This window comes from Neoroseomonas alkaliterrae, from assembly GCF_014199195.1.
In the GTDB taxonomy this organism is placed as follows: Bacteria; Pseudomonadota; Alphaproteobacteria; order Acetobacterales; family Acetobacteraceae; genus Neoroseomonas; species Neoroseomonas alkaliterrae.
The window spans coordinates 1-21,814 of the sequence record NZ_JACIJE010000004.1 but is presented as its reverse complement, the minus strand read 5'-3'; the positions used below and the strand labels follow the sequence as shown (position 1 = coordinate 21,814).

Here is a 21,814-nt window from a genome sequence, read left to right as displayed (position 1 = left end):
GTGGTCCTCCCGGGCCGCGATGCTAGTGCAACGCCGGGCGGGGTGGAACCGGGGCGCGGGCGGCCGCCTCAGCCCTGCGCGTCGCGGGGCAGCGCGTCCTCGAGGCGGAGCTGCGCGCGGCGCAGCGCATCGCGCCGCCGCGCCGCGGCGCGCCTTTCGCGCAGGATGGCGACCACCTTCTCCGCACCGCGCGCAAGCGCGAGGGCCTGCCGCGCCGCCTCGCTCGCCGCGGCGCGGTCGGCGGCCTCGGCGGCGAGGCGGTCGCGCTCGGCGAGGCCATGGGCGAGGAAGGCGTCGTAGCCCGGCGTGGCCGGCGCGGGCGGCTCGTTGCGCAGCATCGCATCGGCCTCCGCGGCCCGGCGTTCCGCCAGCGCCTGCATGCCGCGCGCCTCCGCAAGCCCGCGCTGGGCGGCGCGGAGTTCGAGCGCCTTCAGCCTCGCCAGGGTCTCGATCGGGTCGCGCTTCATGGCCTTATCTCCCTGCGCAGCATCGCCGGGGCCGGGTTGCGCGGCGGTGAACACGCCCTGGCGCGGCAGCGCGCCGCGTGGGAGTAGTCGGCGGCCAGAACCGCACGAGGTCCGTGATGCCCCTGCCCTCCAACACGCTTCGCATCGCCGTCATGCCCGGGGACGGAATCGGCACGGAGGTCACCGCCGCGACGCTCGCGGTGCTGGAGCCGCTCGCGAAGCGCCACGGCATCGGCCTCGCCTTCGAGGAGTTGCGCGCGGGCGCCTTCTGCTACCGCGACACCGGCACGGCGATGAGCGAGGAAACCTTCGAGAAGGCCGCGAAGGCGGATGCGATCCTGCTCGGCGCCATGGGCTGGCCCGAGATCCGCACGCCGGACGGCACCGAGATCGCGCCGCAGCTCGACCTGCGCTTCCGCCTCGGCCTCTATGCCGGGGTGCGGCCCTTCCGCGCCCTGCCCGGCGTGCCGCTGGCGCTCGCCGATCCGCGCGCGCGGGAGATCGACTTCGTGATCCTGCGCGAGAGCACCGAGGGGCTGTTCTTCTCCCGCGGCCGCGGCACCGTGACCGAGGACATGGCCGAGGAGACGCTGCGCATCACGCGGCCGACCACGGAGCGGCTGGCGCGATTCTCCTTCGGCCTCGCGCGGCGGCGGGCGGCGCGGCGCGGGCGGAAGGGCACGGTGACGCTGGTGGACAAGGCGAATGTGTTCCGCGCCTTCGCCTTCATGCGCGGCATCTTCGCCGAGGTGGCGGCCGGGTTTCCCGATGTCGCGCACGGGACGCACTACGTGGACGCGATGGCGCTCGACCTCGTGCGCCGTCCCTGGGCCTTCGACGTGCTGCCGACCGAGAACATGTTCGGCGACATCCTCTCCGACCTCGGCGCGGGCCTCGTGGGCGGCATGGGCTTCGCGCCGAGCGCGGACATCGGCGACACCCATGCGGTGTTCCAGCCCGCCCACGGCACGGCGCCCGACATCGCGGGCAAGGGCATCGCCAACCCGACGGCGACGATCCTCTCCGCCGCGATGATGCTCGACTGGCTCGCCGAACGCGGCGCCGGCCAGGGCTTCGCGGATGCCGCCGCCGAACTGGAGGGCGCGGTGGACGCGGCCTTCGCGGATGGGCTGCGCACGGCCGACATCGGCGGCGGCGACGGCACGGCGGCGGCGGCGAAGGCGGTCGCGCGCCGCATCGGCGCCGCGGGCTGACCGGCCGCCGCGCCGCCGCTAGACTGCGGGGCGACACGGGAGCGGAAAGCCATGCGCGTGATCATCGCGGGCGGGGGCATCGGCGGCCTCGTCCTCGCCCTCTCGCTGCACGAGGCGGGCATCGCCTGCGAGGTGCATGAGCAGGTGGCGGAGATCCGCCCGCTCGGCGTCGGCATCAACGTCCTGCCCCATGCGATGCGGGAACTGACCGAGCTCGGCCTGCTGGAGCGCGTGCTCGCGGCCGGGGTGGCGACGCGGGAACTCGTCTATGCCAACCGCTTCGGCCAGATGATCTGGTCCGAGCCGCGCGGCCTCGCGGCGGGCTACGCCTGGCCGCAGGTCTCGATCCATCGCGGGCGGCTGCACATGCTGCTGCTGGAGGCGGCGCGCGAGCGGCTCGGAGACGGGTGCATCCACCTCGGCGCGCGGCTGTCCGGCTTCGAGCAGGATGCGTCCGGCGTGACGGCGCGCTTCGAGGATGGCGGGCGGGCGCGCGGCGACGTGCTGGTGGCCGCCGACGGCATCCATTCCACGGTGCGTGGCCTGTTCCACCCCGGCGAAGGCCCGCCGATCTGGAACGGGGCGGTGCTGTGGCGCGCGACCAGCATCGCCGAGCCCTTCCTGACCGGCGCGACCATGGCGCAGATCGGCACGCGCGACGTGAAGTTCGTCGTCTATCCCATCGCGAGCCTGCCGGACGGGCGCATGCTGACGAACTGGATCGCCGAACGCCGCCTCGACCCCAGCCAGCCCTGGAAGCGCGAGGACTGGAACCGCCCGGGCCGCATCGAGGATTTCCTGCCGGCCTTCGCGGACTGGCGCTTCCCGTGGCTCGACGTGCCGGGGCTGATCCGCACGGCCGAGGCGGTGTTCGAGTTCCCGATGGTAGACCGCGACCCCCTGCCGCGCTGGACGCATGGGCGCGTCACGCTGCTGGGCGATGCCGCGCATCCGCTCTACCCGATCGGGTCCAACGGCGCCTCGCAGGGCATACTCGATGCGCGAACGCTGGCCTTCAAGCTCGCCACCATCGCGGATCCGGCGGCGGCGCTGGACGCCTATGAGGCGATCCGCCGCCCCGCGACGGCCGCGCTGCTCGAGGCGACGCGCGGGGACGGGCCGGATGTGGTGCTCGACATTGCCGCCGCCCGCGCGCCGGAAGGCTTCGAGGACATCGAGGCGGTGATGCCGCTCGCCGAGCGCGAGGAGATCGCGATGCGCTACAAGCGGCTGGCCGGCTTCGAGCCCGCGACGCTCAACGCGCGGCCGAGCCTCTCGCCGCCGCGACGCGCGGCGTGATTCCCTGCGGACAAAGGTTGGTCCCTTGTCCGCAGGGCGTCAGGATCCTGTTCCGTGCGCGACCGCGCCACCAGCCCAGCGCGCGATGCCAGCGGGCGAAAGGTCAAACCGTCCGCTGGCATGATGCCCGACGCGACGGCGCCGGACGCGCCATCGGGTCATGCACCTGCCGCCGCGATGCTCGCGGGCGATGGGCGCGCCACCGTCCCCGCAGGTGCCGCGCGCGGGGCTGGTGGCGCCGGCGCGCGCCAGATCGGAGGCTGACACCCGGCGCAGACGCGAGCGGCCTTGCCCGCCCGATGCTTTTGCACGGCTTTACTGGCAGCCCCCCAGCCAGGGCCGCACGCGACGCGGGCGCACAGGACCTCGCGGCGGTCTCCCTCCGGCGGGCTCAGCGCGCGCGCGGGATGACGCGGCAGGCCTCGTCCGCCGCGCGGGCGAGCAGGATCATCCGCCGCGCCGCCACCGCACCGGCCGCGGCCTCGCCCGCCACATGCTCGGCGACGCGGCTCGAGAGCAGGCCGCGCACCATCGCATCCACCGCCACATCGGTGGCCGCGACCGTCGCCGCATCCATCGCCACGCGCCGCAGCAGCGCGAGCGTGCCCGCGATGCCGGGACGGAAGCCGTGCAGCGCTGCGACCTGCCGCACCAGGCGGATTCCGCGCCAGCCGAAGACCAGCGCATCGAGCGCCGGTGAGGGGCTGATCGCCGTCACCGCGAAGGCCTGCATCGCGGCATGGCGGCCGAGTGCCGCGGCATCCTGGGCGATGGGCGCGAGCACCTTGCTCTCGACCAGCGCGCAGGCGGCCTCCATCGGCATGTCCTCGAGCGCGCCGGCGCGCGCCCGGCCCGGCGGCAGCCGCGCCTGCCAGGCGGCGAGTTCCCGCCGCAGCGCCGCGGCGTCGCCGCGCGCATGGGCGGCGCGCGCGCGGTCCACGCTCGCGAGGCCCAGATAGCCGCGCGCCTCCCGCGCGATGCCCCAGAACACGAGGCCGAAGCCCGCGAGCGCCACGGCGAGCGTGACGGCGCCGAGCCACGCCGCGCGCGCGAACTGCGCGGCGACGAAATTGCCGGCCTCCAGCAGCGCGAGGCCGAGCAGCAGCACCGCAATCCCGCCCGCGACGAGGCCCGCCGAGGACCAGCGCGCCGCCTCGGCCGGCGGCGCCGCGACCGCCTTCTCCCAGCCGAAGTCGAGACGCTGGGCGGGGGCCGCGCCCTCGTCGAGGATGATGCGCGGCTGCGGCGCGCCGCTCACAGCGCGTCCCCCAGCAGCCAGGCGAGCAGCCCATCCATGCCGAGATGCGGCACGCCCGAGCCGCCCGCAGGGTCGAGCCGCGGCGGCCGGAACTCCGGCATCTGGAAGAAGGCGGCGTCCCAGAAGGCAGGTTCGGGCGGTTTCATCGGCACCTCGCCCGGATAGATGGTGGCGCCCTTGCCCTCGTTCAAAAGGATGCCGCGCACGGCCGGGAAGGCGCGGCCTTCGAGGGTCGCGACCGCATCCTCGGTGCAGCGTATCGCGGCCAGCGCATGGAAGGCGGTGGCCGCGCCCGAGGCCTCGGCGCGGCCGCGCGCGCCGAGGGCGAGGTGTTCGAGCAGCGCGGCGAGCGCATCCCGCGCGCGCGTCGGCACATGGTCCGCCTTGGTGGCGGCGAAGGCGACGCGCGTGGGGGCGGCGCCGAGCAGGCGCTCGATCAGGTTGGCCCCCGAGATCACGCCGGCGATGGCGGCGAGCGCATCCGCCGTGTCCTCGAAGGCTTCCTGGCCCGCATGCAGCGCGCCGAGCACGTCCACCAGCACGACCTGGCGGTGGAAGCGGCTGAAGAAGGGGTCGAGGAAGGTCGTGCGCTGGTCGTCGAGATAGGCCGCGTAGCGCCGCGCGCAGAGGGCCGCGAGGCCGCCGCGCGCCGTCTCCGGCAGCGGGAAGAACCAGAGCAGCGGCGCCTCCCCGCGCGGGCCGGGATTGAGGAAGCGGCCGGGCTGGAGCAGGCGCAGCCCGTGCGTGTCCCGGCAGGCGCGCAGCGCGTCGCGGTAGAGGCCGTAGCCGCGCTTGGCCAGCGCATCCTCGGCCGGTGCGTCCGGCGGCAGCGCGTCGAGGAAGTCGAGGAAGGCGGCCGCAGCCTCGGCGCGCCGGCCGCGGCGCAGGCGCGCAAGCGTCGCCGCCGACCATTCGGCGAAGCCGGTGCCGAGCAGCGGCAGATCCAGCAGCCATTCGCCCGGGTAGTCGATGAGGTCGAGCGTGACGCGCCGTTCCGGCAGGATGCCGCCGAGCGAGGTCCGGCGCTCCACGTCCACGGCGATGGAGAGAGTGGAGAAATCCTCGGTGCGTTCCGGCCAGCGCGGCGGGTCCGCGGCGAGGGCGGCGAGATGCGCCTCGGGGTCGAAGCGCGGCACCGTCTCGGTGTCCGCGGGGACCACGAAGACGCGGCGGATGCGCCCGCCCGCCGCGTCCGAGAGCGCCGGCAGCGTGCGCGCGCCGCGCCCGGCGGCGATCAGGTTGGCAACGAGCGAGGTGAGGAACACCGTCTTGCCGGCGCGCGAGAGGCCGGTGACGGCAAGGCGCAGCCGCTCGCGCCCGATCAGCGCGCGGGCGGCGTCCTCGGCCGTGTCGAGGACGCCGCGGAGCAGCGACAGCGGGTCCATCCCCGCCCAGGCGTCAGGACATGCGCTCGATCAGCTCGATCTTGTAGCCGTCCGGATCCTCGACGAAGGCGATGACGGTGGTGCCGAACTTCACCGGCCCCGGCTCGCGCGTCACCTTGCCGCCGCCCGCGCGCACCGCCTCGCAGGCCGCCTTCACGTCCGGCACGCCGATGGCGAGGTGGCCGAAGGCGTTGCCATGCTCGTACTTCTCGACGCCGTAGTTGTAGGTCAGCTCGATCTCGCCCTGGCCTTCCTTGTTGCCCTCCCCGTAGCCGAGGAAGGCGAGGGTGTACTTGCCCTCGGGCACGTCGCGCCGGCGCAGCTCCTTCATGCCGAGGAGTTTGGTGTAGAAGGCGATGCTGCGCTCCAGGTCGCCCACGCGGATCATGGTGTGCAGGAAGCGGCCGGTGGTCATGTCGTGGTTCCTTCCGTGAACTCGGCCGGGTCGAAGGACAGCAGGAAGAGTCCCGCCGCCTCGGCCCTGGCGATGGTGGCCTCGCGCTCCAACAGGATGGTGCCGTTGGCCTCGAAGGCCAAGCCGCGCAGGCCCGCCGCCTGCGCGCCCTGCACGGTGCGGGGGCCGATGGTGGGCAGGTCGGCCAGCACGGACTGGCCCGGCTTCAGCGCCTTGACCAGCACGCCGCCAGGGCCTTCGCGCGCCAGCGCGGCGCAGCGGGCGAGCATGGCGTCCGTGCCCTCGATCGCCTCCACCGCCAGCACGAGGCCCTGCTGCACCACGCAGCCCTGCCCCACATCCACCGCGCCGAGCGCGCGGCAGACCGCAAGGCCGCGCTGGATGTCCGCGCGCGCGAGGTCGTCGGGCGCGGGGCCGGCCAGCAGGGCGGCGGGCGGCAGCAGGCCGGCGAGCACCTGCTGCGCGCCGACCACCTCGAACCCGTCCTCGGCGAGCACCTTCATCACCGCGCGCAGGATGGAATCGTCCCCGCTGAAGGCGGCGCGCCCGATCCGCGCGAGCAGCTTCATCCCCGCCGCATCGGGCCGGAGCGAGAGCAGCGAGGGCCGCGCGACGGTGCCGGCCAGCACCACCTGCCGCACCCCCTGGCGCTTCAGCCAGGCGAGCAGCTGGGCCGCGAGGCCCCAGCGGAAGCTCGCGCAAGGCAGGCCGGGATAGGCCGCGGGGTCGCCATGGCCTTCCAGCACCGCGACGCAGACGGGACGGCCGGAGGCGGCGACCGCCTGTGCCACGCGCACCGGCAGCGCTCCGCCGCCGGCGACGATGCCGAGCGGCTCAGCCGCGCCCATGGCGCCGTTCAGGCCTCGTCGTCCGCGTCATCGGCGCCGAGGTCGCGCCCCGCCTTGCACAGGCCGCGCTTCGAGGGCGCCTTGATGAAGGCGAGGATCTCGCCGACCTGCGCATCGTCGGCCCAGCGGCGCTCGGCTTCTTCGAGGCGCTCGCTGAACACGCCCGGTTCCTTGAACAGCAGGCGGAAGGCGCCGCGCAGCGCGTGGATCTGCGGCCGCGAGAAGCCGCGCCGCTTCAGCCCGATCAGGTTCAGCCCGATCATGCGCGCGCGGTTGCCCATGGCCGAGCCATAGGGGATCACGTCCGCCTCGACCCCGCTCATGCCGCCGATCACGGCCTGCCGGCCGATGCGCACGAACTGGTGGATGGCGGTGCCGCCGCCGACGAAGACCGTGTCGCCGATCTCGACATGGCCGCCGAGCATGACGTTGTTCGCGATGATGACGCGGTCGGCGAGCGTGCAGTCATGCGCGACATGCGCGACCGCCATGATCATGCAGTCCGCGCCCACGCGCGTGACGCCCGCGCCGCCGACGCTGCCGCGGTGGATGGTGGCGTGCTCGCGGATCAGGGTGCGCGCGCCGATCTCGCAGCGCGTGGGCTCGCCCTTGTACTTGAGGTCCTGCGGCGCCATCCCGATGGTGGCGAAGGGAAAGACGCGCACGCCATCGCCGAGGCGCGTATGGCCGTCCACCACGACATGGGAGATCAGTTCGACACCCGCGCCGAGCTCGACATGCGGGCCGATGACGCAGGCGGGGCCGATGCGGCAGCCCTCGCCGATGACGGCGCTGGGGGCAACCGCCGCGGTCGGATGGATCTCGGCCATGCTCACTTGTCCAGGATCATCGCGGCATAGGTGGCTTCCGCCACGACCTTGCCGTCCACCTTCGCCTCGGCGCTGAACTTCCAGATGTTGCCGCGCTGGCGTTCCTTCTTCACGTGCACGCGCATCTGGTCCCCCGGCACCACGGGCTTGCGGAACTTCGCCTGGTCCACGGTCATGAAATAGACGAGCTTGCCCGCCCAGGCTGGGCCCAGCGTCTCGACCACCAGCACGGCGGCGGTCTGCGCCATGCTCTCGATGATCAGGACGCCGGGCATCACCGGCATGGTCGGGAAATGGCCCTGGAAGAAGTTCTCGTTGATGGTGACGTTCTTGATGCCGACGCAGGAGACGTCCTTCACCAGCTCCACCACCCGGTCCACCAGCAGGAACGGGTAGCGATGCGGGATCGCGTGCATGATCTGCGCGATGTCGAAGGCGCCGACCTCGCCGGCCTTGGTCTCTTCGGTGCTCATGGCGTCCCGCCCGTCTTGTCGTCCTTCTTCGGCGTGGCGAGCTGGCGCAGGCGCGCGAAGGCACGCATCGTTTCCCGGGCCGGCCAGGCCGGGCTGCCCACCACGTCGGTCGCGGGCGGCACGTCGTTCATCACGCCCGCCTGCGCCCCTATCCGAGCCTTTGAGCCCACCTTGATGTGCCCGACAAGCCCCGCCTGCGCCGCCACCACCACGAAATCGCCGAGCTCGGTGGACCCCGCGATGCCGACCTGCGCGACGATCACGCAGCCGCGCCCGGTGCGGACATTGTGGCCGATCTGCACGAGGTTATCGAGCCGGGTCCCGGGGCCCAGCACCGTGTCCCCGCCCGCGCCGCGGTCCACGCAGGAATTGGCGCCGATCTCGACACCGTCGCCCAGGATCACGCGGCCGACCTGGGGGACCGTGACATGCTCGCCAGCCGCCGTGGTGACGAAGCCGAAGCCCTCATTGCCGACGCGCGCGCCCTGGTGCAGCACCACCCCCGCCCCGGCGAGGCAGTGCTCCATGACCGCATGGGCGCGCAGGATGGAGCCGGCGCCGAGCACGCAGCCCGCGCCAACCACCGCATGGGGGCCGATGATGCAGCCCGGGCCGATCTCGGCCCGCGCGCCGATGACGGCGAAGGGCCCGACCTCGCAGCCCTCGCCGAGCGTCGCATCGGCCGCGACGCTCGCGGTGGGGTGGATGCCGGGCACGGGGGCGGGGCGGGGATGGAAGAGCGCTGCGGCGCGGGCGAAGGCGAGTTGCGGCGTCGGCGTCACGAGCACGGCGCAGCCCTCGGGCGCGGCGGCGGCGAAATCCTCGGACACCAGCACCGCGCCGCAGCGCGCGGCGCGCAGGGCCGCCAGATGGCGGCGGCCCTCGAGATAGGCGAGGTCGTCCGGCCCGGCGAGCGCGAGCGGCGCCACGCCCGAAACCTCGCGATCCCCCTCCCCGACCAGGCGCGCGCCGACCGCCTCGGCGAGCGCCGCGAGGCGGAAGGGGCCCCGCGCGGGGAAGAAGCGCGGATCCGCCCCCATCGCGCTCAGTTCCGGCGCTGCTGCTGGCCCTGCGGCTGCGCCCCGCCCTGGCGCTGCGGTTGCTGCTGGGCGCGCGGCTGGGCGGGTGCCGGGGTCTGGGCCGCCTCGGCCGGCAGGTTCAGGCGCGGCAGGACGCGGTTCAGCTCCACCGCGATCTCCTGCGTCAGGTCGAAGGGCGGGTCGTTGTAGATGACCAGCGGGCGCGGCAGCACGATGTTGATGTTCCGCGCCGTGGCCACCTGCCGGATGATGACGGCGAGTGCCTGCTCGATCTCGCGCAGCGCGGCCTGGGCCACCTGCTCGATGTTCGCCGCGCGGTCGCGCAGGGCGCGCTGGCTGTCGGTGATGCGGTCCTGAAGGTCGCGCTCGCGCGCGCGGAGCTGCTCGGGCGTCAGGCCGGGGCGTTCGGTGGCGAGGCGCTGCTGCTCGTCGCGCCAGCGCTGCTGCTCGCGCTGCAGGTCGTCGTTCAGCGCGGCGCGGCGGCGTTCCACCTCCTCGCGGACCTGGGTGAAGGCGGTGGAGATGCGCTGGATCTCGGGCACGTCCACGATGCCGATCACCGGCGCCGGCGTGGATTGGCCGGGGGGAAGCGGCTGCTGGTCGGGCTGGGCGGGGCGCTGGGCCGGCGCCTGGGCAGGGCGCGGCTGGGCGGGGCGCTGCTGCCCCTGCTGCTGGCCCTGGCCGGGGACGAACCACTGCCCCTGCTGGGCCATGGCGGGAAAGGCGAAGAGGGCGGCCGCGAGGGCCGCAGGCACGAATCGGAACATGTCAGGCGGTATCCTGGATCAGAAGCGGGTGCCGAAGCCCAGGCGGAAGACCTGCGTCTCGTCGTAGGACTTCTTCACCACAGCCTGGGCGAGGTCGATGTTGATGAGGCCGATCGGGCTGCGCCACGAGATGCCGACGCCCACGCCGACGCGCGGGTCCGCCTCGTCGCGCACGCAGTTCGGCACGGTGACGGGGCAGCCGGCGTTGTTGATGCTCGACGGCAGCCCCGAGAGGGAGCCGACATCCACGAAGGCGCGGCCGATCAGGCCGAGTTCGGTCGGCACCGGCAGCGGGAAGCGGAACTCCGCCGAGCCCGTCCACATCGTCTGGCCGCCGAGGCTGTCGCGCGTCGAGACGTCGCGCGGCCCGGCGCCGCCGAGCGCGAAGCCGCGCAGGTTCTCGCCGCCGAGGAAGAAGCGGTCCACGATGCGCGTGTCGCGGTCCCCGTAGGGCGCGAGATGGCCGGCGCCGGCTGCGAAGACCAGGACGTATTCGGGGTCCCCGAGCAGCCGCTCGAACGGGATGTAGTACTGCGCATCGGCGCGCAGCCGCACGTAGGAGACATCACCGCCGAGGCCCGCGAGGTCCATGCCGACGCGCACCACATAGCCCTCGCGCGGCTCGATGCGGCTGTCGCGGCGGTCGTAGGTGATGGTCGTCGAGACCTGGCTCAGCAGGGTGCGGCCCGCCTGCTCGCGGATGAAGCGCGAGGCGAAGGGATCGACGTCGTAGATGTCGCGGTCCACCAGCGAGTAGGCCCAGGACTGGCGCAGCCGCTCGTTGATCTCGTAGCCCATGCGCAGCGCGAAGCCGCGGCGGCGTTCCTGGTAGCCGGAGGTGTCGCGCAGGTCGCGCTGCACCAGGAAGATGTCGCCGCCGGCAGCGAGGTTGCGCTCGAGGAACTGCGGGTCGGTGACCGAGATGTCCACCTGGCTGCGCCGCTGCGCCAGCGTGACGTTGAAGCGGCCGTCGATGCCGGTGCCGAGCAGGTTGCGCTCGCGCAGGCCGAGATCGGCGAGCAGGCCGGCATCGGTCGAATAGCCGCCGCCGATCGAAAACTCGCCGGTCGCGCGTTCGCGCACCTGGGTGTTGAGGATCACGCGGTCCGGCGCCGAGCCCGGCGTGGTCGTCACCTGCACGTCCGAGAAGAAGCCGAGGCTGCGGATGCGGTCGCGCGAGCGGCGCACCTGCTGGGTGATCAGCGGATCGCCTTCGGCGAGGCGGAACTCGCGCCGGATCACGCGGTCCTGGGTGCGGGTGTTGCCGGTGATCTCGATGCGCTCGATGAAGGCGCGCGGGCCCTCGCTGATCTCGAAGGTCAGATCGACCGTCGCGGCCTCGCGGTTGCGCACGACACGCGGCTCGACATTGGCGAAGGGGAAGCCGCGGCCGACCAGGAGGTCGGTCAGCTCGTTGTCGGCGCGCTCCACCGCGTCCCCGTCGTACCAGTCGCCGACCGAGACGCGGATGTCGCGGCGCACGGTGGCGGGATCGAGGCCGCGCAGCGTGCTGGTGACGTCGATGCTGCCGATGCGGTAGCGCGGGCCTTCCTCGATCGTGTAGGTGATGAAGAAGCCGCTGCGGTCGGGCGCGAGTTCCGCCGCCGCCCCGGTGATCTGCACATCGGCGTAGCCCTGGCGCAGGTAGAAGCGGCGCAGCAGCTCGCGGTCGAAGGCGAGGCGGTCGGGGTCATAGACGTCGGAGGTCGAGAGCAGCCGGTACCAGGCCTGCTCGCGCGTCGCGACCACTTCCCTCAGGCGGCTGTCCGAGAAGGCGGTGTTGCCGACGAAGTTGATGCGCGAGACGAGCGCGATGTCGCCCTCGGTGATCTCGAAGACCACGTCCACGCGGTTCTGGTCGAGCTCGATGATCTTGGGCTCGACGCTCGCCCCGAAGCGCCCGCGGCGGGCGTAGATCTCGAGGATGCGCTGGCGATCGGCCTGCGCGGCGGCGGGGGTGAAGACGCCGCGCGGGGCGAGCTGCACCTCGCTGCGCAGCGCGTCGCTGGTCACGCGGCGGTTGCCCTCGAAGCCCACGCGGTTGACCACCGGGTTCTCGACCACGCGGACCACGACGCGGTTGCCTTCGGGCCGGATCTCGACATCGCGGAACAGCCCGGTCGCGAAGAGGGCGCGCAGGCTGCGGTCGAGCCGGTCGGGATCGGCCACCTCGCCCGGCTGGACGAGCATGTAGGAGCGGATGGTGTCCGCCTCGATGCGCTGGTTGCCCTGCACCTCGATGGCGGCGACCCGGCCGGGCGCCTGCGCCGAGGATGGAAGGGCCACGAGCAGCGCGGCCAGGACGAGGAGGAGGGAGCGCAAGCTGGACAACGAATCGCCACCTGATCTTGGGGCCGACAGGGCGCGCGGACACTAGCCGAGGCCCCCCGCCGCCGCCACCCCCTGCGGCGCGGCGGCGGTGGCCGCCCCGCCTAGACGATCGGCCTCAGCCCACCAGGCCGGCCACCCAGCGCACAACCCCCAGTTGCGTGAGGTCGTTCCAGGTCGCCAGCAGCATCAGCGTGACCAGCAGCGCGAAGCCGCCGCGGAAGGCGTATTCCTGCGCCCGCGCGGTCAGCGGCCGGCCGCGGATCGCCTCCGCCGCGTAGAAGACGAGGTGCCCGCCATCCAGGATCGGGATGGGAAAGAGGTTGATCAGGGCGAGGTTGATCGAAAGCAGGGCGATGAAGGTCAGCAGCGGCAGGATGCCCATGTCCGCCACCTCGCCCGAGAGCTGGGCGATGCGCAGCGGGCCGCCGATCTCCTCCGCCCCGCGGCTGCCGGTGATCATCTGCCATACGCCCGCGAGCGTCTGGCCCGAGACCACCACCATGTGCCAGGAGCCGTAGAGGACCGCGCTGAAGGGATCGAGCCGCTCGCGCTCCACCGCCCCGCCGGCGATGCCGAGCACGCCGCGCCCGTCCTCCCGCGCGGCGGGCGTCGCGATGAGCTTCACCTCCGATTCGCCCCGGCGGACCAGCACCTCGACCGGCTGGCCGGCGCGCGGCTGGATGTGGCGCTGCAGGTCCTCGAAGCGCAGCACGCGCTCGCCATCGAGGGCGAGGATCCGGTCCCCGGGCACGAGACCCGCGCGCTCGGCCGCCGAACCCGCGACCACCGACTGCACGGCGGTTGAGCCCACCGGCCGGCCGACGGTCGCGAAGAGCACGGCGAAGACGACGGCCGCGAGCAGGAAATTGAAGGCCGGCCCGGCGAAGACGATGATGGCGCGGTCGCCCACGCTCTTCTCGTGGAAGCTCTCACCGGCGCGGAAGCTGCCCGGCTCCGGCGGGGTGTCCGCCGCGTGTTCCATGCCGTGCATCTTCACGTAGCCGCCGAGCGGGATCCAGCCGACGCGCCATTCGCAGCCCCGCCGGTCGTTCCAGGAGGCGATGGCGCGGCCGAAGCCGATCGAGAACCGCTCGACATGCACGCCGCGCCAGCGCGCGGCGAGGTAGTGGCCGAGCTCGTGCACGAAGATGAGCACGCCCAGCACCACCACGAAGGCGAGGATGGTGCGGAAGGGCTCAGGCAGGAAGTCCATGGGGGTCCGTTTCCGATATGGCGGCGGCGATCAGGCCGCCGCCCGTTCCGCGGCGATCCGGGCCGCCTCCGCGCGCGCCGCCTCGTCGAGCGCCAGTATGGCCGCGAGGTCCGCGGCCAGCGGCGCGCCGAGCCGCTCCAGCGTCTCCTCCACCACCGCGGCGATGTCGAGGAAGCCGATGCGACGGTCGAGGAACATGCCGACGGCGGCCTCGTTCGCCGCATTCAATATGGTGGTCGCCCCGCCCCCCGCCCGCAAGGCCTCCCGCGCCAGCCGCAGGGCCGGGAAGCGTTCGGTGTCGGGGGCGAAGAAGTCGAGCCGGCCGAGGGTGACGAGATCGAGCCGCGGCACCGAGGCCGCCATGCGCGCGGGCCAGGCGAGCGCATGGGCGATGGGCGTGCGCATGTCGGGGGTGCCGAGCTGGGCCATCACCGATCCGTCGGCGTATTGCACAAGGCCATGGACAGTGGATTGCGGGTGGACCAGCACCTCCACCCGCTCCTCCGGCAACGGGAACAGCCGCACCGCCTCGATCAGTTCGAGGCCCTTGTTCATCATGGTGGCGCTGTCCACCGAGATCTTGGCGCCCATGGACCAGACCGGGTGCTTCACCGCGTCCTCGGGCGTGGCCGCGGCCATCTCGGCGAGCGGGGCGGTGCGGAAGGGGCCGCCCGAGGCGGTCAGCACGATCTTCTCGACCGTGGCGTAGGGGTCGGCCGCGCCGCCGCGGGCCTCGAGCGCCTGGAAGATGGCGTTGTGCTCGGAATCCACCGGCAGCAGCGTCGCCCCCGACGCGCGCGCGGTGGCGAGCACGATCTCCCCCGCGCAGACGAGGCTCTCCTTGTTCGCGAGCGCGACGACGCCGCCCCGCGCGAGGGCCGCGAGCGTCGCCGGCAGCCCGGCCGCGCCGACGATCGCGGCCATGGTCCAGTCGGCCGGGCGGGAGGCGGCGGCGATGACGGCCTCGGGACCGGCGGCGGTCTCGATGCCCGTGCCGGCGAGCGCCTCGGCCAGCGCGGCATGGCAGGCGGGGTCGGCGACCACCGCGAGGCGGGCGCGCAGCCGCCGCGCCTGGGCGGCAAGGCGCGCCACGTCGCGGTTGGCGACCAGCGCCTCGACGCGGAAGGCGCCCTCGGGCGCCTCCTCGAGCAGCGCCACGGTGCTGCGCCCGACCGAGCCCGTGCAGCCGAGGATGGTGACGCTGCGGGTCATCGCCACAGCGGCTGGCCCTGGCCCAGCGCGAAGGCGAGCAGGGCGGCGAGCGGGGCGGCGGCGATCAGCCCGTCCAGCCGGTCGAGCAGCCCGCCATGGCCCGGGATAAGGCCGGAACTGTCCTTCACGTCGAAGTGACGCTTGATCCAGCTTTCGAGAAGGTCGCCCGCCTGCGCCATGACCCCCAGCATGGCCGCGACGGCGGCCGCGCGGGAAGCCCCTCCCGGCGCCAGGATCCAGGCGGCCAGGACGCCCACCAGGATGGCCGAGGCGAGCCCGCCCGCCGCGCCCGACCAGGTCTTGTTGGGCGAGATGCCGGGCGCGAGGCGCGGCCCGCCGAAGGCCCGCCCGGCCATGTAGGCGCCGATGTCCGAGGCCCAGACCACCAGCACCAGGAACAGCACATTGGCGCGCCCGGCCTCGTTGTCGTGGCGCAGCTCGATCAGGGCGATGCCGGCGATGCCGATGTAGAGGATGCCCGCGGCGAGCGAGGCGGCGGGCAGGTCCGGCCGCTCCGGCCCGCGCATCCGCCGCGCCTGCCACCAGGCGACCGCCCAGAGCAGCACCAGCAGCGCGAGCGCGGCGCGGCTGTGCTCGGCCACCGCGAGCGTGCCCGCCGCCAGCACCGCGACCGGCACCGCGATGCCCGGCAGCGCGCGGGTGGACAGGCCGCAGAGATGGACCCATTCCCAGGCGAGCAGCGCGACCGAGACCGCGATCAGCACCGTCCAGGGCACGGCGCCGAGCCAGATGCAGGCCAGCGCCGTGGGCCCGAGCACGAGGGCGGAGAGGAAGCGCTTGCGCAGGTCCCGCCAGCGCTTCGGCTCGGCCGCGGGGGCGGCGGCCCCGCTCAGGGCCGTGACCCGTAGCGGCGTTCCCGCTGGCCGTAGGCGGCCAATGCCTCGGCCAGGTGCTCGGCGCCGTAGTCCGGCCAGAGCACGTCCTGGAACACGAATTCGGCATAGGCCGCCTGCCAGAGCAGGAAGTTGGAGAGCCGCTGCTCGCCCGAGGTGCGGATGATCAGGTCGGGGTCGGGCATGCCCGCGGTCTGGAGGAAGGCGCCGAAGCGCGCCTCGGTCAGCGTGGCGGGATCGAGCCGGCCGGCGGCGGCCTGTTCCGCGATGGCGCGGGCGGCCTGCACGATCTCCTCCCGCCCGCCATAGGAGAGCGCGATGTTGAGGTTGAGCCGCGTGCCGCCCGCCGTCGCCTCCTCGGCCGCGGCGATGGCGCGCGCGAGTTCCGGCCCGAAGCGGTGGAAATCCCCGATGACGCGCAGGCGCACGCCCTCCTTGACCAGGCTCGCGACCTCCGAGCGCAGGTAGAGGCGCAGAAGGCCGGTCAGCGCCGAGACCTCCTCGATCGGGCGGCGCCAGTTCTCGGAGGAGAAGGCGAAGAGGGTGAGCCAGGCGACGCCCTGCTTCGCTGCCGCCTCGACCGTGCGGCGCGCGGCTTCCGCGCCGGCCCGGTGGCCGAGCGCGACCGGCAGGCCGCGGGCCTGCGCCCAGCGCCGGTTGCCGTCCATGATGATGGCGACATGCGCGGGCGGCCCGCCGGCCGGCGCCGCGGCGAGGCGGGCGGGGCCCGTGGCGGCGCTCATGCCCGTGCCATTCCCCCGCAATGCCCCTGCATCAGGCCCATCCGGTCATCGTCCCCCGCCACCGAGCCCTCCGGCACGCATCAGACCGTCCGGATGTCCTTTTCCTTCTCCGCCAGCGCGGCATCCACCTGCTTCACGTACTGGTCCGTGAGCTTCTGGATCTCGTCCTCGGCGCGCTTGGCCTCGTCCTCGCTCGTCTCGTGCTTCTTCACCCAGGCCTTGACCTGCTCCATGCCGTCGCGGCGCACGCCGCGGATGGCCACGCGAGTCTGCTCGGCGTAGCGGGCTGCGGCCTTGGCGAGCTCGTTGCGGCGCTCGGTGGTCAGCGGCGGCAGCGGCACCCGGATGACCTGGCCCTCGGCCTGGGGGTTGAGGCCGAGATTCGCCTCCCGGATCGCGCTCTCGACATGCTTGGTCAGCGCCTTGTCCCAGACCTGCACCGAGAGCAGCCCGGGCCCGGCGACCGAGATGTTCGCGACCTGGTTGAGCGGCGTCATGGAGCCATAGGCCTCGACGCGGATGGGCTCGAGCAGCGCGGGGCTGGCGCGGCCGGTGCGCAGGCCGGCGAATTCCTTCTTCAGCGTCTCCATCGCGCCGTCCATCCGGCGCGTCAGGTCCTGCTTCAGGGCCTGGAAGTCAGCGGCCATGGGGGCCTCCCGCTCTCGTTCAGTGGTCCTCGTGGACGGTGGTGAAGCGGCCCTCGCCCTTCATCACCGCGGTGAAGGCGCCGGGCTCGTGGATGTTGAAGACGATGATCGGCAGGTGGTTCTCGCGCGCGAGGCTGATCGCGGCCGCATCCATCACCGCGAGGTCGCGCGCGAGCATGTCGAGATAGGTCAGCGTCACGTACCGCTCGGCGGCCGGGTTCTTGCGCGGGTCGGCGGAATAGACGCCATCCACCTGCGTGCCCTTGAGCAGCGCGTCGCAGCCCATCTCTGCCGCGCGCAGGGCGGCGGCGGTGTCGGTGGTGAAGAAGGGGTTGCCCGTGCCGGCGGCGAAGATCACCACCCGCCCCTTCTCCATGTGGCGGACGGCGCGGCGGCGGATGAAGGGCTCGCAGACGCTCGACATCGGGATCGCCGACTGCACGCGCGTCGGCACCCCGATCTTTTCGAGCGCGGACTGCATCGCGAGCGCGTTCATCACGGTGGCGAGCATGCCGATCGAATCGGCCTGGGCGCGGTCCATCCCCGCCGCGGCGCCGGCGACGCCGCGGAAGATGTTGCCCCCACCGATGACGAGGCAGACCTCGACGCCGAGATCCACCACCCCCTTCACGTCCTCCGCGATGCGACGGCAGACGGCGGTGTCGAGGCCGTAGTCACGGCTGCCCATCAGGGCTTCCCCCGACACCTTGAGCAGGACGCGCTTGTAGGCGGGCTGGTCGCTCATGGGCGGGGTCACGGTTCCGGTCGGGTGAAGGGCGCGGCACCATACTGGCCGCGCCCCGTGGGCGACAATAAGGCGGCAGGCGGGGCCGAAACCCCGCCTGAAGGGCTTCAGCCCTGGCCCGCCGCGGCCGCGACCTCGGCGGCGAAGTCGGACTGGGCCCTCTCGATGCCCTCGCCGAGCTGGAAGCGGGCGAAGCCGGCGAGCTTCACGCCCGCCTTCTCGACCACCGCCTTCACCCGGCTCTCGCCGTCATGGACCCAGACCTGCTCGAGCAGCACCACTTCTTCGTAGTACTTGCGGATGCGGCCCTCGACCATCTTCTGGATGACGGCCTCGGGCTTGCCGGAGGCCTTGGCCTGCTCGGTCAGCACCGCCTTCTCGCGCTCGAGCGCGGCGGGCTCGACGGCGGAGATGTCGAGCGCCTCGGGCCGCGCGGCGGCGACATGCATGCCGATCTGGCGGCCGAGCGTCTCCATCACCGCCGCCTCGGACGCGCCCTCGAGTGCCACCAGCACGCCGATCTTCCCCATCCCCGGCTTGACCGCGGAGTGGACATAGGTGGCGACGGTGCCCTGCTCGACATGCAGGCGCTTGGCGCGGCGGATGGACATGTTCTCGCCGATGGTCGCGATCAGGTGCGTGAGCTGCTCGCCCACCGTGCGGTAGGCGCTGCCGCCCTCGACCAGATCCATCGAGCCCGGGTAGCGCGCGGCCTTGATCGCCTCGATGTCGTCGCCGACCGAGAGCGCGACCTCGGCCACTGCGGCGCAGAAGGCCTGGAACTGCTCGTTGCGGGCGACGAAGTCGGTCTCGGCGTTCACCTCGACCATCGCCGCCGAGCGCGGGGCGGAGGCCACCGCGATCAGCCCCTCGGCCGCCACGCGGCCGGACTTCTTGGCGGCGGCCGAAAGGCCCTTCTTGCGCAGCCAGTCGATCGCGGCTTCCATGTCGCCGCCCGTTTCGACCAGCGCCTTCTTGCAGTCCATCATCCCCGCGCCGGTCTTCTCGCGCAGGTCGCGGACCATTGCCGCAGTGATCTCGGCCATCGGAATGCTCCGTGGTTGCCAGTGGTGAGGATCGGGCGCCGGGGCCGCGCGGCCCCGGCGGGAGAGGCGTCAGGCCTGCGGCTGCTCGGGCGCGGCCTCGGCCGCCGCTTCCGGGGCGATTTCGGCGGCCACCTCGGGCAGCGCCTCGGGCAGCAGCTCCTCGGCCGCGCCGACATCCACGCCCGAGGCCTGCAGCTCGGCCGAGATGCCGTCGAGCACGGCGGAGGCGACCAGGTCGCAGTAGAGGGTGATAGCGCGGATCGCGTCGTCATTGCCCGGGATCGGGTAGGTCACGCCCGAGGGATCGGCGTTGGAATCCACCACCGCGATCACCGGGATGCCGAGCTTGTTGGCCTCCTCGATCGCGAGCTTCTCCTTCACCGTGTCGATGACGAAGAGGATGTCGGGCAGGCCGCCCATCTCCTTGATGCCGCCGAGGGCGCGCTCGAGCTTCTCCTTCTCGCGCGTCAGCATCAGGATTTCCTTCTTCGTCAGGCCGGCGGTGTCGCCGGACAGACGCTCGTCCATCTGCTTCAGGCGCTTGATCGAGCCCGTGATCGTCTTCCAGTTGGTCAGCATGCCGCCGAGCCAGCGATGGTTGACGTAGTACTGGCCGCAGCGCGTCGCGGCCTCGGCCACGTAGTCGGCCGCCGCCTTCTTGGTGCCGACGAACAGCACGCGCCCGCCGGCGGCGACGGTGTCGCGCACGGCCTTCAGCGCGCGCTCCATCATCGGCACGGTCTGCTGCAGGTCGAGGATGTGGACCTGGTTGCGGACGCCGAAGATGTAGGGCGCCATGCGCGGGTTCCAGCGCCGCGTATGGTGGCCGAAATGAACGCCTGCCTCGAGCAGGGCACGCAGGGTGACTTCGCGCATCGCCATGGGGCGAGCCTCCTTCCTTCAGTCCGGTTGGGCCTCCGCGGCGCATCCCCCGTTGCCGGGGACCGGACCCTGCCAGGGATGGAAGGGCGCGCCGCGTGCGGATTACCGGGCGGGGCTGCCCCCGACCGGCGGGCGCGGTATGGCCGAAACCCGCCCGCGCGGCAAGCCCCGGCGGGCGGGCGCGGGCAGCCCCGCGGCGTGCCAGGGTGGCCCTGGCGGCCGGCGAAAGCTTCACGCAGGCTTCATGCCCGGCGGGCGGGATGCCGGGCCAGCCTGCCGCCCCCAGCCGATACGGGAGCCGCCATGAACAGCACCGCCCGCCACATCCTCGACCTCTCCCGACGCGGGCTGCTGCGCGGCGCGGGCGGGCTCGCCGCGCTCGCGGCGCTCGGCCCGGCGGCGCGGCCGGGGGTCGCGCAGCCGCTGTTCCGCGCCTTCCCCTTCACCCTGGGTGTCGCGAGCGGCGAGCCCTCCCCCGACGGCTTCGTGATCTGGACGCGCCTCGCGCCCGAACCCCTCGCCCCGGATGGCGGCATGGTGCGCGCCGCCCTTCCGGTCGCCTGGGAGGTCGCCGAGGACGAGCGCTTCGCGCGCATCGCCGCGCGTGGCGAGGCCATCGCGAGGCCGGAACTGGCCCATGCGGTGCACGTCGAGGTCAGCGGCCTCGCCCCCGGGCGGCCCTATTTCTACCGCTTCCGCGCGGGCGGCGAGGTCAGCGCCACCGGGCGCAGCCGCACCGCGCCGGCACCCGGGGCGGCGACGGACCGGCTGCGCTTCGCCTTCGCCGGCTGCCAGCACTACGAGCACGGCCTCTTCACCGCATGGCGGCATATAGCGCAGGAGGCCGATCTCGACTTCGTCTTCCACTACGGCGACTACATCTACGAATACCGCGGGCGCGTGCCCGGCCAGCCGGGCTGGGGGCCACTGGTCCGACCGCATCTGGGCGAGGAGACCATCGCCCTGGCCGACTACCGCCTCCGCTATGCGCAATACCGGCTGGACCCGGACCTGCAGGCCGCGCATGCCGCCCATCCCTTCCTCACGAGCTACGACGACCACGAGGTGGACAACAACTGGGCCGGCGCGATCAGCGAGGAGGACGGCAGCCCGCGCTTCCCGATCGCCGTGCCGCCCGAGACCTTCGCGCTGCGCAAGGCCGCGGCCTTCCAGGCCTGGTACGAGCACATGCCGCTGCGCCGCGCCGCCCTGCCGCGCGGGCCGGACATCACGGCCTATCGCCGCCTGGATTTCGGGACGATGGCGCGGGTGCATGTGCTCGACACGCGGCAGTTCCGCGACGACCAGCCCTGCGGGGACGGCGTGAAGGCGCCCTGCGCCGAGGTGCACCGCCCCGACGCGCAGATGCTCGGCGCGGCGCAGGAGGCCTGGCTGCTCGATGGCCTGACCGACAGCCCGGCGCGCTGGAACATCCTGGCCCAGCAGGTGCCGATGATGCGGCGCCTGCTGGCCAGCGGCATCTCGATGGACAAGTGGGACGCCTACCCGGCGGCGCGGCAGCGGCTGCTGGATGGCATCCGCGCGCGGCGCGCGGCGAACCCGGTGGTGCTCTCGGGCGATGTGCATGTCGCGCTGGCCGCGACCATCCGCGCCCGGCCCGAGGATCCCGAGAGCGCGCCGGTGGCGGCCGAGTTCACCGCCACCTCCATCACCAGCGCGGGCGACGGGGCGCCGATGACGCCCGCCGGGGAGGAGGTGCTGCGCCGCAACCCCGACATCGCGCTGTTCCACGGCCAGCGCGGCTATTGCGTGGCGGAGGCGACGGCGGCGCGCATGACGGTCGAGTTCGTGGCGCTGCCCTTCGTGACGCGCGAGGGCGCGCCGCGGGAGACGGCGGCGCGCCTGGTTGTCGAGGCCGGGCGGCCGGGCCTGCAGCGCGGCTAGGCCGCGTGGACAAACCTGATCCACAGTCGGATGGAGGCGAGTGTCGCGAAGCCGAGGAAGCTCTCGGCGGTCTGGTCGTAGCGGGTAGCGACGCGGCGGCTGTTCTTGAGGCGGTTGATGAAGCACTCGATGCGGCTGCGCAGCGCGTAGAGGGACTTGCTGACGCTGTGCTGGAGATGGCGGTTCCGCTTGGTGGGGATCTCCGGCACGGCCCCCCGGTCGCGCAGGTCCCGCCGGATC

21 protein-coding genes and 1 pseudogene are annotated in these 21,814 nt (G+C 73.2%); 3 read left to right on the top strand and 19 right to left on the bottom strand.

Features of this window, described 5'->3' with window-relative positions:
* Window positions 1-68: 68 nt before the first annotated feature.
* Window positions 69-467: a hypothetical protein gene (locus FHS88_RS08330; protein WP_184483498.1), complete on the bottom strand. Its 399-nt coding sequence runs from the start codon at window positions 465-467 to the stop codon at window positions 69-71.
* A gap of 116 nt (window positions 468-583) precedes the next feature.
* Between FHS88_RS08330 and FHS88_RS08325 the strand changes: the two genes are divergently transcribed.
* Window positions 584-1,681, top strand: coding sequence for an isocitrate/isopropylmalate dehydrogenase family protein (locus FHS88_RS08325; RefSeq protein WP_184483496.1), 1,098 nt, complete (start codon window positions 584-586; stop codon window positions 1,679-1,681).
* A gap of 51 nt (window positions 1,682-1,732) precedes the next feature.
* Complete coding sequence (locus tag FHS88_RS08320; RefSeq protein WP_184483494.1) at window positions 1,733-2,980, top strand: flavin-dependent oxidoreductase; 1,248 nt, start codon at window positions 1,733-1,735, stop codon at window positions 2,978-2,980.
* 391 nt (window positions 2,981-3,371) lie between these two features.
* Here FHS88_RS08320 and FHS88_RS21200 read toward each other — a convergent pair whose 3' ends face one another.
* The 17 genes from FHS88_RS21200 to rpsB form a co-directional block, all read right to left on the bottom strand.
* Window positions 3,372-4,238, bottom strand: a complete 867-nt coding sequence (locus FHS88_RS21200) for a DUF697 domain-containing protein (RefSeq protein WP_184483492.1) — start codon at window positions 4,236-4,238, stop codon at window positions 3,372-3,374.
* On the bottom strand, window positions 4,235-5,623 hold the full coding sequence (locus tag FHS88_RS08310) for a YcjX family protein (protein ID WP_184483490.1): 1,389 nt from the start codon (window positions 5,621-5,623) through the stop codon (window positions 4,235-4,237). The genes FHS88_RS21200 and FHS88_RS08310 overlap by 4 nt, the downstream gene beginning before the upstream one ends.
* 13 nt (window positions 5,624-5,636) lie before the next feature.
* Window positions 5,637-6,038, bottom strand: a complete 402-nt coding sequence (gene gloA, locus FHS88_RS08305; protein ID WP_184483488.1) for a lactoylglutathione lyase — start codon at window positions 6,036-6,038, stop codon at window positions 5,637-5,639.
* Complete coding sequence (locus FHS88_RS08300; RefSeq protein ID WP_184483486.1) at window positions 6,035-6,886, bottom strand: LpxI family protein; 852 nt, start codon at window positions 6,884-6,886, stop codon at window positions 6,035-6,037. Before FHS88_RS08300 ends, gloA begins: the two co-directional genes overlap by 4 nt.
* 8 nt (window positions 6,887-6,894) lie before the next feature.
* Entirely contained in the window at window positions 6,895-7,716 is an 822-nt protein-coding gene (gene lpxA, locus FHS88_RS08295; RefSeq protein ID WP_184483484.1) for an acyl-ACP--UDP-N-acetylglucosamine O-acyltransferase, read from the bottom strand.
* 2 nt (window positions 7,717-7,718) lie between these two features.
* Complete coding sequence (gene fabZ / locus FHS88_RS08290; RefSeq protein WP_184483482.1) at window positions 7,719-8,189, bottom strand: 3-hydroxyacyl-ACP dehydratase FabZ; 471 nt, start codon at window positions 8,187-8,189, stop codon at window positions 7,719-7,721.
* Window positions 8,186-9,229, bottom strand: coding sequence for a UDP-3-O-(3-hydroxymyristoyl)glucosamine N-acyltransferase (gene lpxD, locus FHS88_RS08285; RefSeq protein WP_184483480.1), 1,044 nt, complete (start codon window positions 9,227-9,229; stop codon window positions 8,186-8,188). Before lpxD ends, fabZ begins: the two co-directional genes overlap by 4 nt.
* Window positions 9,230-9,234: 5 nt before the next feature.
* Window positions 9,235-9,996, bottom strand: a complete 762-nt coding sequence (locus FHS88_RS08280; protein WP_184483478.1) for an OmpH family outer membrane protein — start codon at window positions 9,994-9,996, stop codon at window positions 9,235-9,237.
* An 18-nt stretch (window positions 9,997-10,014) separates the two neighbouring features.
* Window positions 10,015-12,327: an outer membrane protein assembly factor BamA gene (gene bamA, locus FHS88_RS08275; RefSeq protein ID WP_184483476.1), complete on the bottom strand. Its 2,313-nt coding sequence runs from the start codon at window positions 12,325-12,327 to the stop codon at window positions 10,015-10,017.
* Between the two features lie 115 nt (window positions 12,328-12,442).
* Entirely contained in the window at window positions 12,443-13,540 is a 1,098-nt protein-coding gene (gene rseP / locus FHS88_RS08270; RefSeq protein WP_184483474.1) for an RIP metalloprotease RseP, read from the bottom strand.
* A 30-nt stretch (window positions 13,541-13,570) separates the two neighbouring features.
* Complete coding sequence (dxr, locus tag FHS88_RS08265; RefSeq protein ID WP_184483471.1) at window positions 13,571-14,752, bottom strand: 1-deoxy-D-xylulose-5-phosphate reductoisomerase; 1,182 nt, start codon at window positions 14,750-14,752, stop codon at window positions 13,571-13,573.
* Window positions 14,749-15,531, bottom strand: a complete 783-nt coding sequence (locus FHS88_RS08260; protein WP_408902358.1) for a phosphatidate cytidylyltransferase — start codon at window positions 15,529-15,531, stop codon at window positions 14,749-14,751. The genes dxr and FHS88_RS08260 overlap by 4 nt, the downstream gene beginning before the upstream one ends.
* A gap of 71 nt (window positions 15,532-15,602) precedes the next feature.
* Window positions 15,603-16,349 (bottom strand): polyprenyl diphosphate synthase, encoded by a 747-nt coding sequence (uppS, locus tag FHS88_RS08255; RefSeq protein ID WP_184483469.1) that lies wholly within the window; start codon window positions 16,347-16,349, stop codon window positions 15,603-15,605.
* Between the two features lie 80 nt (window positions 16,350-16,429).
* The gene (frr, locus tag FHS88_RS08250) at window positions 16,430-16,996 is read right to left on the bottom strand and encodes a ribosome recycling factor (RefSeq protein ID WP_184483467.1); all 567 of its coding nucleotides are present in this window, start codon (window positions 16,994-16,996) and stop codon (window positions 16,430-16,432) included.
* A gap of 19 nt (window positions 16,997-17,015) precedes the next feature.
* Complete coding sequence (gene pyrH, locus FHS88_RS08245) at window positions 17,016-17,741, bottom strand: UMP kinase (protein WP_184483465.1); 726 nt, start codon at window positions 17,739-17,741, stop codon at window positions 17,016-17,018.
* A 107-nt stretch (window positions 17,742-17,848) separates the two neighbouring features.
* Entirely contained in the window at window positions 17,849-18,787 is a 939-nt protein-coding gene (gene tsf, locus FHS88_RS08240; RefSeq protein ID WP_184483463.1) for a translation elongation factor Ts, read from the bottom strand.
* A 69-nt stretch (window positions 18,788-18,856) separates the two neighbouring features.
* Window positions 18,857-19,669 carry a 30S ribosomal protein S2 gene (gene rpsB / locus FHS88_RS08235; RefSeq protein WP_184483461.1) on the bottom strand — a complete coding sequence of 271 codons (813 nt, stop codon included), beginning with the start codon at window positions 19,667-19,669 and terminating at the stop codon, window positions 18,857-18,859.
* Between the two features lie 303 nt (window positions 19,670-19,972).
* On the opposite strand from rpsB, the gene FHS88_RS08230 reads away from it, so the two are divergent.
* A complete protein-coding gene (locus FHS88_RS08230; RefSeq protein WP_184483459.1) occupies window positions 19,973-21,574 on the top strand; it encodes an alkaline phosphatase D family protein in 1,602 nt (533 codons plus the stop codon).
* Here the strand turns inward: FHS88_RS08230 and FHS88_RS08225 are convergent.
* Window positions 21,571-21,814: pseudogene (locus tag FHS88_RS08225) on the bottom strand (IS5/IS1182 family transposase); the annotation flags it as partial. The gene FHS88_RS08230 and the pseudogene FHS88_RS08225 overlap by 4 nt on opposite strands.